Annotated in this window: 14 protein-coding genes; 6 read left to right on the top strand and 8 right to left on the bottom strand. The window is 72.4% G+C overall.

Annotation, left to right across the window (positions count from 1 at the left end; translation table 11 throughout):
• Nucleotides 1-177: 177 nt before the first annotated feature.
• Nucleotides 178-1,095 carry a carbohydrate kinase family protein gene (locus QP089_RS34870; RefSeq protein ID WP_285917596.1) on the bottom strand — a complete coding sequence of 306 codons (918 nt, stop codon included), beginning with the start codon at nt 1,093-1,095 and terminating at the stop codon, nt 178-180.
• Nucleotides 1,096-1,167: 72 nt separating this feature from the next.
• Between QP089_RS34870 and QP089_RS34865 the strand changes: the two genes are divergently transcribed.
• From QP089_RS34865 to QP089_RS34855, 3 genes are all read left to right on the top strand, one after another.
• Nucleotides 1,168-1,812 carry a class II aldolase/adducin family protein gene (locus QP089_RS34865; RefSeq protein WP_285917594.1) on the top strand — a complete coding sequence of 215 codons (645 nt, stop codon included), beginning with the start codon at nt 1,168-1,170 and terminating at the stop codon, nt 1,810-1,812.
• Nucleotides 1,813-1,845: 33 nt separating this feature from the next.
• Nucleotides 1,846-2,649, top strand: a complete 804-nt coding sequence (locus tag QP089_RS34860) for an enoyl-CoA hydratase (protein ID WP_285917592.1) — start codon at nt 1,846-1,848, stop codon at nt 2,647-2,649.
• Between the two features lie 110 nt (nt 2,650-2,759).
• On the top strand, nt 2,760-3,182 hold the full coding sequence (locus tag QP089_RS34855) for a TIGR03668 family PPOX class F420-dependent oxidoreductase (protein WP_285917590.1): 423 nt from the start codon (nt 2,760-2,762) through the stop codon (nt 3,180-3,182).
• Here the strand turns inward: QP089_RS34855 and QP089_RS34850 are convergent.
• The 3 genes from QP089_RS34850 to QP089_RS34840 all read right to left on the bottom strand — a co-directional run bounded on the left by QP089_RS34850 (nt 3,179) and on the right by QP089_RS34840 (nt 5,906).
• A complete protein-coding gene (locus QP089_RS34850) occupies nt 3,179-3,979 on the bottom strand; it encodes an alpha/beta fold hydrolase (protein WP_285917589.1) in 801 nt (266 codons plus the stop codon). The genes QP089_RS34855 and QP089_RS34850 overlap by 4 nt on opposite strands.
• Nucleotides 3,980-4,085: 106 nt before the next feature.
• Nucleotides 4,086-5,084, bottom strand: coding sequence for an ADP-ribosylglycohydrolase family protein (locus tag QP089_RS34845; RefSeq protein WP_285917587.1), 999 nt, complete (start codon nt 5,082-5,084; stop codon nt 4,086-4,088).
• A 15-nt stretch (nt 5,085-5,099) separates the two neighbouring features.
• On the bottom strand, nt 5,100-5,906 hold the full coding sequence (locus QP089_RS34840; protein WP_285917585.1) for an AraC family transcriptional regulator: 807 nt from the start codon (nt 5,904-5,906) through the stop codon (nt 5,100-5,102).
• 84 nt (nt 5,907-5,990) lie between these two features.
• Between QP089_RS34840 and QP089_RS34835 the strand changes: the two genes are divergently transcribed.
• Nucleotides 5,991-6,401 (top strand): DUF2000 domain-containing protein, encoded by a 411-nt coding sequence (locus QP089_RS34835; protein ID WP_285917584.1) that lies wholly within the window; start codon nt 5,991-5,993, stop codon nt 6,399-6,401.
• Here QP089_RS34835 and QP089_RS34830 read toward each other — a convergent pair.
• Together QP089_RS34830 and QP089_RS34825 are read right to left on the bottom strand one after the other, a co-directional pair.
• Nucleotides 6,385-7,476: an acyl-CoA dehydrogenase family protein gene (locus QP089_RS34830; RefSeq protein ID WP_285917583.1), complete on the bottom strand. Its 1,092-nt coding sequence runs from the start codon at nt 7,474-7,476 to the stop codon at nt 6,385-6,387. The genes QP089_RS34835 and QP089_RS34830 overlap by 17 nt on opposite strands.
• Before the next feature lie 169 nt (nt 7,477-7,645).
• Entirely contained in the window at nt 7,646-7,888 is a 243-nt protein-coding gene (locus QP089_RS34825; protein WP_285917582.1) for a hypothetical protein, read from the bottom strand.
• 161 nt (nt 7,889-8,049) lie between these two features.
• Here QP089_RS34825 and QP089_RS34820 point away from each other — a divergent pair, with 161 nt between their 5' ends.
• Nucleotides 8,050-8,628 (top strand): Uma2 family endonuclease, encoded by a 579-nt coding sequence (locus QP089_RS34820; RefSeq protein WP_285917580.1) that lies wholly within the window; start codon nt 8,050-8,052, stop codon nt 8,626-8,628.
• 48 nt (nt 8,629-8,676) lie between these two features.
• Here QP089_RS34820 and sbnB read toward each other — a convergent pair whose 3' ends face one another.
• Both sbnB and sbnA read right to left on the bottom strand, forming a co-directional pair.
• Nucleotides 8,677-9,702: a 2,3-diaminopropionate biosynthesis protein SbnB gene (gene sbnB / locus QP089_RS34815; protein WP_285917579.1), complete on the bottom strand. Its 1,026-nt coding sequence runs from the start codon at nt 9,700-9,702 to the stop codon at nt 8,677-8,679.
• 38 nt (nt 9,703-9,740) lie between these two features.
• Entirely contained in the window at nt 9,741-10,697 is a 957-nt protein-coding gene (gene sbnA, locus QP089_RS34810; protein WP_285917577.1) for a 2,3-diaminopropionate biosynthesis protein SbnA, read from the bottom strand.
• Nucleotides 10,698-10,974: 277 nt separating this feature from the next.
• Here sbnA and QP089_RS34805 point away from each other — a divergent pair, with 277 nt between their 5' ends.
• The gene (locus QP089_RS34805; RefSeq protein ID WP_285917576.1) at nt 10,975-12,489 is read left to right on the top strand and encodes an amino acid adenylation domain-containing protein; all 1,515 of its coding nucleotides are present in this window, start codon (nt 10,975-10,977) and stop codon (nt 12,487-12,489) included.
• Nucleotides 12,490-12,696: the final 207 nt, after the last annotated feature.

Here is a 12,696-nt window from a genome sequence, read left to right as displayed (position 1 = left end):
CCCGTGCACCGGCCACGCTCCCACCGCAAGCGCTGCGATCGCGAGCGAAGCCAAGTTCGAGCTTGCGAGAACTTGATCGCGCAGCGAGCCCCTGGGCGAGCCGGAGCGATGCAGCGATCGCACGCATTGCCCGTTGAAGGGAGGGCGTCCAGCGCCCGACCGCCGAGGGCAATGCAATCAAAGCAGCGCGAGGACGGAGTCGAGGTCGGTGAGGCCGGCGTCGGAGCCGAGGCCCTGGGCGACGGTCGCGGCGGCGGCGGTGCCCCACCGGGCGGCCTCCAGGACGTCCTCGCCCCGGCCGAGGGCGGTGATGAACCCTGCGCAGTACGCGTCGCCGCAGCCGGTGGTGTCGACGACCTCGACCGGCAGGGCGGGCAGCCGGTGCACGCCGCCGGCGGTGGCGACGAGGCTGCCCTCCCCGCCGAGCGTGACGACGACCGTGGCGGGCCCCTGGGCGAGCAGGGCGCGGGCGGCCTTCTCGGGGTCGTCCTCGCCCGTCATCGCCGCGGCCTGCTCCTCGTTGGGCAGGAAGTGGTCGACGTGGGGCAGGAACGCGGCGGCGCCCCGGACCAGGTCGGGCATGTTGGACAGCAGGTCCATCGTGACGACCGTGCCGGACGCGCGGGCCGCGTCGAGCGCGGCGAAGAAGTCCGGGTCGTTCAGCCCGAACGTGACGTCCGGGCCGCCGAGGTGCACGGCGTTCGCGGCGGCGAGCAGGCCGGGCTCGACCGCGTGCGCGGTGAGGGTGAGGTTCGCGCCGGGGACGTGGAAGCTCGGCCGGCCTCCGTCCGGGCGGATCGGCAGGATCGACGCGCTGGTCTGCTCGGCGGTGCGGCGGACGAGCCCGGTCACGTCCACCCCGTTCCGGGTCATGATCGTGACGAGCAGGTCGCCGAGGTCGTCGTCGCCGACCGCGCCGACCGAGACGACCCGGTCGCCGAGCCGGGCGAGTGCGACGGCGGTCCCGGCGGCGGCGCCGGCGGCGGTCACCCTGATCTGGTCGACGACCACGGTGTCCTGGCCGTCCGGAATGCCGTCGACGGGCCGGGCCAGCACGTCCAGGATGTGCGCTCCGACCGTGACCACTGTTGCCATGCCGGGTCTCCCTCGTGATCGTCAGGGCCGTAGCGTACGACGGGCAGGGCCTAGAACGTGAGAGGGATTCGCATGTTGCTGGAGGACGAGCGGCGCGCGCTGTGCGCGGTCGGCCGCAGGCTGGCCGGGACGGGACTGGTGACCGGCGCGTCCGGCAACGTCAGCGTCCGGTCGGGGGACCTGGTCGCGGTGACGCCGGGCGGGATGATGCTCGACCGGATGCGGCCGGAGGACTGCCCGGTCGTGAACCTGGACGCCCGGCTCGTCGAGGGCGACCGCGCCCCGTCGTCGGAGACGCCGATGCACCTCGCGCTGTACCGCGAGACGCCCGCGGCGGCGGTCGTCCACACGCATTCGACGTACGGTGCGGTCGTGGCGACGACCATGACCGAGCTGCCGCCGATCCACTACAACACGCTGCTGCTGGGCGGCGTGGTGAAGGTCGCCGAATACGCCACGTACGGGACGCCGGAGCTGGCCGAGAACGTCCGGGTCGCGATGGAGGGCGGCAAGCGCGCCGCGCTGATGGCCAACCACGGCGGCGTCACGATCGGCCGCGACCTGGACGAGGCGTTCGAGAACGCGCGGCTGCTGGAGTGGCTGTGCGGCGTCTACGTGCGGGCCAAGATGGTCGGCGAGCCGCGCATCCTGACCGACGAGGAGCTGGCGAAGGTGGTCGAGCGGGGCCTCGCGCCCCCGGAGTTCCCGCCTGTGTAACCTAGCGCTTGCTAGGCCACCCGGGAGGTCATCTTGCCCTTCGTCCTGATCGACAAGCCGCGCCCGCACGTCACGCTCATCACCCTCAACCGGCCCGAGCGGATGAACGCGATGGCGTTCGACGTCATGGTGCCCTTCCGCGAGGCCCTCGAAGAGGTGAGCCGCGACAACGACACCCGCGCCGTCGTCATCACCGGCGCCGGGCGCGGCTTCTGCTCCGGCGCCGACCTGGAGTCGGCCGGCGCGCCCCCCGGCATCGACGGGCTGACGCTGTCGACGATCGCGCTGCGCTCGATGGAGCTGCTGGACGACGTCGTCCGGGCGATGCGCCGCGTCCACCAGCCGGTGATCGCGGCGATCAACGGGCCGGCGATCGGCGGCGGGATGTGCCTCGGCCTGGCCGCCGACATCCGGCTCGCCGCCGAGACCGCGCTGTTCCGCGCCGCCGGGATCAACAACGGGCTGACCGCGAGCGAGCTCGGCCTCAGCTACCTGCTGCCGCGCGCGATCGGCGCGTCCCGCGCGTTCGAGATCATGCTGTCGGGCCGGGACGTCGACGCCGCCGAGGCCGAGCGGATCGGCCTGGTCTCCCGCACCGTCCCCGGCGACAAGCTGCTCGACGCCTGCTACGACCTCGCCGAGCGGATCGCCGCGTTCAGCCGTCCCGGCGTCGAGCTGACCAAGCGGTCGCTGTGGTCCGGGCTGGACGCGTCGAGCCTCGACGCGCACATGGGCCAGGAGGGCCTCGGGCAGCTGTACGTCCGGCTCACCACGCAGAACTTCGACGAGGCCATCGCGGCGCGCAAGCAGAACCGCCCGCCCGACTTCAAGGACTGACGCGGCGGGCCGGGCGCGGCGCCGGCCGGAAGGCGGCGGCGCCGAGGCGATCCGCCTCGCCCGCGCGGGGAGGCTGGGATCCGCCGCCGCGCCGTGGCAGGCTGCCGCCCATGCCCAGGCTTTCGCCGGACGACGCGCGCCGGCTGCTCGCGAGCGTCCCCGTCGCGCGGCTCGCGACCGTGGGGGAGGACGGCCGCCCGCACCTGGTCCCCGTCACCTTCGCCGTGCACCGCGGGTCGGTCTACACCGCCGTCGACCACAAGCCGAAGAGCACCCGGGACCTGCGCCGGCTGGCCAACATCCGCGCCAACCCGCGCGTCGCGCTGCTCGCCGACCACTACGAGGACGACTGGGACCGGCTGTGGTGGGTCCGCGTCGACGGCCACGCCGCCGTGGTCGAGGACGACGCGCGCCGCGCCGAGCCCGTCCGGCTCCTCGCCGGCCGCTACGCCCAGTACCGGGACCGGCCGCCCGAGGGGCCGGTCATCGCGGTCACCATCGACGCCTGGACGGGCTGGGCCGCCGTCCCCTAGAGGCCCGCGTCGAAGGTGCGGACGGCCTCGGCGATCTCGGCGGGGTACTCCACGTGCGGGTGGTGCCCGGCGCCGTCCAGCATGACGAGCTTGCCGTCCAGGCGTCCGGCGACCCACTCGGCCTCGGCGGCCGGGTCGGGCCAGTCGATGTCGCCGGTGCCCATGATGACCAGGACGGGCGCGGTGACCCTGTCCAGCCGCGCCTCGGCCTCGGCGTGCGACATGCCCATGTAGGACGCGATGACCTTGCCGCCCCCGTGCTCCTTGAGGTTGGCCTTCAGCAGCGCCTTGTGCTCGTCGAAGTCGGCCGGGCGCTTGGGCTCCCACTTGGGGTAGTACGACAGGTACAGCGGCACCGCCAGGCCGGGGATCCGGAACAGGCCCATGGTGAGCTTCTGCGCGAGGCCCGCCTTCCCGTCGCGGACGAACGGCGCCGCCAGCACCAGGCCCCTGATCAGCTCGGGCGCCTCGGCGGCGGCGTAGACGGCGGCCGCTGCCCCGTTCGAGCAGCCGTAGACCAGCGCCGGGCCGGCGTCCAGGTGCCGCAGCAGGGCCATCAGGTCGTGGGCGAGGGGCGTGCTGCCGTACTCGGGCCAGTCGGCGCTGCTGTCGCCCATCCCGCGCTGGTCGACGGTGACGACCCGGTATCCGGCCTCGAGCAGCCGCGGCCTGAGGAACCGCAACTGCGAGCGCAGGTCGAGCATGGACGGCAGGCACACGATGAGCGGCCCCTCGCCGCTGTCGTCGTAGGCGAGGCGCCCGCCGGGGAGGTCGAGGTACTGCGTCTGGTCGCTCATCGCGTGCTCCGTAATTCGGTGTAGCTCTATAGCTAAGAACATTAGCTTACGAGCTATGCAGGGTCAACCCTCTTCTGCGAGGTGGTTCCGCACGGCCGTCCGGACGTCAGTCCCAGGCGCTCCCGATCCTGGTCAGCTCGGCCGCGTACTCGATCCGCCCGGCCCACTCCCGCGGCCAGGCGTCCATGCCGAGATGCGCGCCCGCGAACGCGCCCGCCAGGCACGCGATCGAGTCGGAGTCGCCGGAACTGGCGGCGCCGCGCCAGATCGCCTCGACGGGCTCGTCCGGGAACAGCAGGAAGCACAGCAGCCCCGTGGCGAGGGCCTCCTCCGCGCACCAGCCCGCACCGGTGATCGCGCACGGGTCGGACGCGCGGTCGCCCCGCGCGACGGCCTCGTCCAGCCGGTCGAGGACCTCCAGGCACTCGTCCCAGCCGCGCGCGATGAACGTCTCCGGCGCGTCCATGCCGGGCTGCCGCCACAGCGTGCCGAGCCATCGCTCGTGGTAGACGGCCCGCTGCTCGTGGCAGCGGGCGCGCAGCGCGGTGGACAGGTCGCCGGGCGCCATGCCGTCGGCCAGCCATCGGACGGCGAACGCCGTCAGCTCGCTCGCCGCCAGCCCGGTCGGATGCCCGTGCGTCAACGCCGCCTGCAACTGCGACGCGCCGGCGCGCGTCTCGTCCGACAGGCCCGGCGCCAAGCCGACCGGCGCCACCCGCATGTTCGCGCCGCAGCCCTTCGAGCCCGCCACGGTCGCCTCCACCCACGGCTTCCCGGCGGCCAGGCCCCCGCACGCTCGCAGGCACGTGTTCCCGGGCGCCCGGTTGTTGTCCGGGCTGTTCAGCCAGTCCACGAACCTCCGCCGCCACATCGGCGTGACCAGGTCCGGAGTGAGCGGAGGGTTCGCCAGGGCGTCCAGGAGGGCGAGGCCGACCGCGATCGCCATCTGCGTATCGTCGGTGACGAGCGCGGGATCGCCGTTCAGCTGTGTCGGCCCGTGCTCACCGAACCGCCGCCGGATCTGCTCCATGTCCAGGAACTCGGTCGGCGCCCCCAGGGAGTCGCCGTACGCCAGCCCGAACATCGCCCCGCTCGCCCGCATCATGAGCGGCATTCTGCCTCAACCTGCGCAAGCAGCCCGATACTTCCCCGGCGTCATCCCGTAGCAGCGGACGAACCACCGCGTCAGATGGCTCTGGTCGGCGAACCCGGTCGCCGCCGCGACGTCCCCGATCGGCTCGCCGCGCGCCAGCCGCCGCCGCGCCGCGCGCAGCCGCAGCTGCCGCTGGTAGTCGCTCGGCGCCATCCCGTACGCCCGCCGGAACGACCGGTACAGCGCGAACCGGCTGCACCCCGCCGCCTCCGCCAGCTCGTCCGCGCCCACGTCGTCCAGGTAGGACCCCTCCAGACGGCGCCGGGCGCGGGCGGCCGCACCCGACGACGGCCCGACGCGGAGCCGATCGGACGCGGCCCGGTTCACCATCGCCCCGACCGTCGCGGTGAGCAGCTCGTCGCGCCGCAGCGCCGGGGCACCGCCGAGCAGCGCCGCGTGCAGCGCCCGCAGGTTCCGCGCGAGGACGGGATCGCCGACCACCGGGGCGTCGAACAGCGGCGGCCCGGCCGGACTTCCCGCGATGTCGGCCAGCACCTCCGACACCAGCTCCGGCCCGATGTGCACGATGCGGTAGGTGAAACCCAGATCGTCCGCAGCGTGGCCGTCGTGCGGATCGTCGGGGTTGAACGCGATGACCATCCCGGCCGCGCTCGTGTGCGCGCCGCCCCGGCACCTGAACGCCTGGTAGCCGTCCTCGGTGACGCCGAACGAGTACGTGTCGTGGCTGTGCCGGTGGTAGACGTGCCGCTCGAAGTGCGCGTGCATCGCCTCCAGCGGACGGTCGGCCGCCCGCCAGTACCTGCTCCAGTCCACGCCTCCAGTCTGGCCTGCTTCCGGACCGGCTCGGCGCACGAGCGTTCAAGACCGCCGCCCGCGCGTCCCGCCAGCCTGGACGGCATGCGCTTCGACACCAAGATCGGCATCGTCGTCCGCGACGACCTGGCCGCGTGGCAGCGGCTCAACGTCACCGCGTTCCTCGCGAGCGCGGTGGCCGGGGGAGCGCCCGGCGTGATCGGCGACCCCTACGAGGACGCCTCCGGCAACGCTTATCTCGCGATGTTCCGCCAGCCCGTCCTCGTCTACGAGGCCGACGCCGAGGCCATCAAGGCCGCCCACGTGCGGGCGCTCGCTCGGGAGATGGACGTCGCCGTCTACATCGAGGACATGTTCAAGACCGGCCACGACGAGGCCAACCGCGCCACCGTCCGCGCCGTCACCGCTGAGGAGATGCCGCTCGTCGGGTTCGCCGTGCACGGTCCGAAGAACGGCGTCGACAAGGTCCTGAAAGGGCTCAGCCTGCACCCGTGATGCCGGCGAGCGCGGCGAGGCGTTCGCGGTGCGCGTCCGGCGACCCGAACAGCTGCCGCGACGACTGCGCCCGCTTGAAGTACAGGTGCGCGTCGTGCTCCCAGGTGAACCCGATGCCGCCGTGCAGCTGGATCGCCTCGCCCGCCGTGTGGAAGAACGCGTCCGAGCAGTACGCCTTCGCCAGCGCCGCCGCGTGCGGCAGCTCCTCCGGGCTCTCGTCGGCGGCGGCCGCCGCGTTCAGCACCGCCGACCGCGCCGACTCCACCAGCACGAACATGTCCGCGCACCGGTGCTTGATCGCCTGGAACGACCCGATCGGCCGCCCGAACTGGTGCCGCACCTTCGCGTACTCGACGGTCATGTCCAGGGTCCGCTGCGCGCCGCCGAGCTGCTCGGCCGCCAGCGCCACCGCCGCGACGTCCAGCGCGTGCCGGACCGCGTCCGCGCCGCCGACCCTGCGCGCCGGGGTCCCGTCGAACTCGATCCGCGCCAGCTTCCGCGTCTGGTCGAGCGTCGGCATGGACGTCCTGGCCATGCCCTCGGCGTCGGCGTCCACCGCGTAGAGCCCGACGCCGTCCTCGTCCTTCGCCGCCACGAGCACGAGCCCGGCGACGCACCCGTCGACCACGAAGCTCTTGGTCCCGCGCAGAGCGCCGCCCTCGGCCCGCGTCTCCACGGCGTCGAGATCCCAGCTCCCGCCGTCCTCCGCGACCGCGAGCGTGGCGATGGTCGAGCCGTCCGCGATGCCGGGCAGCAGGTCGTGCCCGCCGTCCCCGGCCTGCAGTGCCGCCGCGGCCGTGATCGTGGCGAGGAACGGCGCGCACACGACGGCCCGCCCCATCTCCTCGAACACGACGGCCAGCTCCCGCATGCCGAACCCCGCGCCGCCGTGCTCCTCGGGGATCGCGAGGCCCTGCAGACCCAGCTGCTCGGCCATCTGCGCCCACACCTTGGCGTCGTAGCCCTCGGCCGTCTCCATCAGCCGCCGCACCTCCGCGGACGGCGACCGGTCGGCGAAGAACCGCCGCAGCGCGTCGCGCAGCTCCCGCTGTTCCTCGGTGACGACGAGCTCCATCCGGCGGCCTCCCTGACCAGACGCGTGTACGGCAGTCGACCATCCTTCCGCGCCGCCCCGCCCCGCGACCGCCCGCTCCCGCTCACCGGGACGCCCCCGAACCACGTTCACTTGCGGCGAGTCGTCGTTATAGGACGGCTCATAACGACGACTCGCCGCAAGTCGACGGTTACGCGTCCCAGTCGTGTGGGCCGAGGACGTAACCCTTCGGCGTCGAGTGCAGGTGGTTGATCGACACCAGGTGGCCCAGCGCCGCCCAGAGGTCCTCCTCGGGCGCCTCCATCAGCCGTTCGAGCGTCTCGAAGTCGGCCGCGCGGCCCTCGACGTCGATCTCCGCCACGGTCTCGTACACCGCCAGCTCGAAGTCGCTCAGCTCCTGAACGTCCCCGCGCCCGGCATCCTGCTCGTCCATGACGAGAACGTGCCCGCTCCCCGCCGTTCTATTGCCGGCGAGTGTGCGGACGCCGGCGCACGGGGGATCGTAGGCTGAGGACGAACGCACCGATGGCTACGATCTGTATGCGAAGGGTGGCGCTCTGCTCATATACTCGCCCGCGAGGAAAGGAGCAGGGCATGACGGCGATGGTTCATGAGCCCCGGAGCCAGGAGGACATCCTCCTGAACGACTTCCTCTCCCTCGACCTCCCCGAGGGCTATCGAGCCGAACTCATCGACGGAGAGATCGTCGTGACCCCACCCCCCAGCAGTAGGCACGACAGGAACATCGGGAAGATCGTCTTCCAGGTGGCGCGAAAGAGTTCGAGCGAGCTCGAATACGTCCCCAACAAGGGTCTCAGGGTGCCGAGCGATGTCCAGCACAAGGTCAACCTGGTGATCCCGGATGCGACCTTCGCCCCCCTCGAGCTCGATGTCTTCGACAACGAGGACTCTTGGATCCAGCCTGCGGGCCTCTGCCTGGTGGTCGAGGTGACATCGTCTCGACCGGAGTTGGATCGGGAGGTCAAGCGGCGCGGGTACGCTCGGGCGGCCATACCGCTCTACCTGCTCGTGGACCGGGAGCAGCAGAAGGCGATCCTCTTCAGTGAACCTGACGGCAAGGACTGCAGCCGCGCCCACCAGGTGCCGTTCGGCAAGGGGCTGCCGTTGCCGGAGCCGTTCGGGTTCGAGTTGGACACGTCCGAGTTCGCGTGAGGCCGGTGGGACGCCGTGCGGACGGGTGTCCCATCCGAGGCGCGGGTGTCAGCCGTAGCGCTTCAGCTCGTGGAAGAAGCCGGGGATCGTGTGGAGGTTCCCGGCGGCGGTGACCTGGTCGTGGACGTACTTGGCGACGGCGAGGTCGAGGACGCCGAGGCCGAACGGGGAGAAGACGACGGGCTTGTCGGCGGGCGGGGTGGTGGCGCCGGTGAGGACGTCGTAGAGGGTCCCGGCGACGAAGTCGCGGTTGCCGGTCTTCTGCTCGGCCAGGTGCGGGGACGTGCTGGCCTTCATGCAGTGCTCGACGTCGTCGACGACGTTGTAGGACGCGAGGATGATCTCGGGGGAGAGGTCGCGCAGCGACACGTGCAGGACGAGCGGGTTGTGCGCGAACCAGGCCGGGTCGTGGACGTGGGGCTCGCCGGCGACGGTCGCGAAGACGACCAGGTCGGACGAGCGGATCAGCGACTCGGCCGAGTCGTGGATCGTGATCGCGCCCTTCTCGGAGCGTTCGAGGTAGCCCTGGAACCCCTCGGCGTGCTCGCGTGACAGGTCGTGGACGCCGAGCTCGTCGAAGGCGAAGCCGTTGCCCGCCAGGTAGGTGTGGATGTAGCGGGCGATGAGGCCGACGCCGACGAAGCCGACGCGGCGGGGCCGGTCGCCGCGCCTGTCGGCGAGGGTCGCGGCGGCGAGCGAGGCGGACGCGGCGGTGCGCGCGGCGGAGATGATGGAGCTCTCCAGGCACGCGAACGGGTAGCCGGTCCCGGCGTCGTTGAGGATCAGCACGGCGGACGCGCGGGGGATCCCGTTCGCGACGTTGCCGGGGAAGCTGGAGATCCACTTGATGCCGTGCACGTCCACGTCGCCCTCGACCGAGGCGGGCAGCGCGATGATCCGGTCGGACGGCCGGTCGGGGAAGCGCAGGAAGTAGGAGTCCGGGTTGACGGTCCGGCCCTCGCCGTGCAGCCGGTAGGCGGCCTCGACCATGCCGATGACCTGCTCCTCGCGCCCGGCGATCGCGTCGTGCACCTGGGCGCCGGAGATCACGGCGAACGTGGGGGCCTGCGTCATGGGGGAACTCCGTGTCCTTTTCGCGGTGCTCGGGATGATCAGACGCCGAGAATACCGGCGGCCGGGAGATCGAGGCCGGGGAGCAGTTCTCCGAAGTGCTCGCCGAGCCAGGTCTCGTCGTAGATCGAGTCCAGGTAGCGCTCGCCGAGGTCGGGCGCGATGGCGACGGCGACCGGCTCCTCGCCGGGGTACTTGGCCTCGAGCCAGCGGGACGCGCCGGACACGACGGTGCCGGTCGAGCCGCCGAACAGGAACCCGCGCGAGGCGAGCGCGTGCACGGTGCGGATCGTGTCGGACTCGGCGACGTGCACGACGTCGTCGACGTAGGACTCGTCGACCAGCGCGGGCCGGGCGCTGGTGCCGAGGCCGGGCACCAGGCGCCGCTCGGGGATGCCGCCGAAGGTGACCGAGCCGACCGCGTCGATCGCGACGATCGTGACGGGCCGGCGGTGCTCGCGGAAGTAGCGGGCGCAGCCCATGAGGGTGCCGGTGGTGCCGGCGCCGACGAAGAGGACCTCCAGGTCGGGGAACTGCCTGTCGATCGCTGGAGCGGTCCCGCGGTAGTGGGCGAGCCAGTTGTTGCGGTTGGCGTACTGGTTCAGCCAGACGTACCGCTCGTCGGAGTCGCACAGGTTCCGGACGTACCGGATCCGGCTCTCCAGGAAGCCGCCGTTGGCGTCGGTGGCGGAGATGACGCGGACCTCCGCGCCGAGCGCGCGCATGAGCCGGACGGAGGCGGGGTTGCAGCGCGGGTCGGTGACGCAGACGAACCGCAGCCCGCGGTCGGCGGCGATCAGGCTGAGGGCGATGCCGAGGTTGCCGGAGGAGGACTCGACGATCGTCGAGCCGGGCGCGAGCACGCCGTCGCGCTCGGCGGCCTCCACCATCGCGGCGGCGGCCTTCAGTTTCACCGATCCGGCGAAATTGAATCCCTCGCATTTGAGGAAGAGCGGGCGGTCGATGACGCGGCGCAGATCGACGTAAAGGTCGTCCACGTTGAAATCCTGCGGCGAGGTGATTATCGGCACGCTGTCACCCTTGAATGAAGAAGCAATTCCCTCATCTTCCCCCGAGTACGCCGCGAGCCTCACGCCAGGGTCATGGCGGAGCCTCACCGTACCTTCGGGCATGTTCCGTCGCAACCCCCGATTACCGGCGAGTAGCATCCAATCCCCGCAATCCGGAGCATCACCGACCGGGGCCGGACATAAGCTATGACCTCCGCTCCTTTTCCGATGACGGTGGAGCAGAACGACATCACGGAGAGTGAAGATGAGCGCTCGCGGCCCGGCCGTGGACCGGCTGCTGCCCCTGGACGGCCTGCCCGTCCTCGCCGTGCCCGCCGCCGAGGCGGAGCGGGCGCGGGAGCTGGCGGCGCGGCACGCGATGGTGTCCGAGCGCGAGGTCGACCTGGCCGACCCGGTGATCACCCGGGTGGAGCGGTTCGCCGCCGAGCGGGACCGGCCCGCGGTGACCGACGCGGCCCGGTCGCTGACCTACGGCGGGCTCGCCCGGGAGGCGCGCCGGCTGGCCGCGCTGCTGGAGGACGCGGGCGTCGAGCCCGGCACCGTGGTCGGCGTCGGCGGCCCGCGCTCGGCCGCGGTGGTCGCGGCGTTCCTGGCCATCGAGCTGATCGGCGCGCTGTACGTGCCCGCCGACGAGACCTGGCCGGCGGGCCGGGTCCGCGACGTCCTCGACCAGGCGGGCGCGTCCGTGCTGGTCGTCGCGGACGAGGCGGAGAGCGCCCCGGCGCTGCTGGAGGGCGCCGCCGAGGCCGGCTGCCGGGTGCTGCGGGCGGCCGACGCGGCGGGCCGCGAGCCCTGGGCCGGCGCGCCGCGCCTGGACGCGCTCGACCGCCCCCGGTACGTGCTGTTCACCTCCGGGTCCACGGGCCTGCCGAAGGGCGCGGTCGTCGAGCACCAGGGGATGGTCAACCACCTGTGGGCGAAGATCGTCGACCTGGGGCTGACCGGGGACGACGTGGTCGCCTTCACCGCGCCGCTCGGCTTCGACATCTCGATCTGGCAGATGCTGTGCCCGCTGCTGGTCGGCGGCCGGGTCGACGTGATCGGCGACGAGGTCGGCCACGACCCGGTCGCCTTCGCCCGCGCGGTGGACGGGCAGGGCATCACCGTCGTCGAGCTGGTCCCGACCATGGTCCGCCACCTGCTGGACGACCTGCCCGACGCCCCTGAAGGAAGCCTGGGCGGCCTTCGCTGGATGATCGCCACCGGCGAGGAGCTGCCGGCTGAGCTGGCGCGCCGCTGGCTGGAGGCGATGCCGCACGCCGGGCTGCTCAACGCCTACGGCCCCACCGAGTGCTCCGACGACGTCACCCACCACACCGTGACCGCCGGGGACCTGGACCTGCTGCGGCTCCCCATCGGCGTCCCGATCGTGAACGCGCGCCTGTACGTCCTGCGGGCGCAGGACGACGGGACGTGGGCGGCGTGCGACGCCGGCGAGACCGGCGAGCTGTTCGTCGGCGGCGTCGCCGTCGGCCGCGGCTACCTGGGCAACGACGAGCGGACCAGGGAGGCGTTCTACCGCGACCCGTTCGGGGAGTCGCCGACCGGCCGGCTCTACCGGACGGGCGACGCGGTGCGGCTGCTGCCCGCCGGGGCCGGCGGCGCGGACCGCCCCACCCTGCAGTACCTGGGGCGGGTGGACCGGCAGGTGAAGATCTCCGGCGTGCGGATGGAGCTGGGCGAGATCGAGGCGGTGCTGCAGCGGCACCCCGCGGTGGGCGCCGCGGCGGTCGTCGTGCACGAGTACCCGGCCGGGTAGCGCGGCCGGATGGCGCGGCCGCCGGGCGTCGGAAACGGTGATCATATAACGCTGTGTAATCGCATTGTCCGTGTTGGGTTGCCAACCTTTGTCACCGGATGAGCGTCGGGCGCGCGGCGCACCCCGCCGGTGACCGGCTCTTTTGTCACTCCCGTGAGCAATTGGCGGGGTCAAGTTCTACTTTCGAGGGGATTGCGAGGCATGTGA

Source organism: Actinomadura opuntiae, assembly GCF_030283205.1.
GTDB lineage: Bacteria > Actinomycetota > Actinomycetes > Streptosporangiales > Streptosporangiaceae > Spirillospora.
This window is presented reverse-complemented; position numbering and strand designations above follow the sequence as displayed.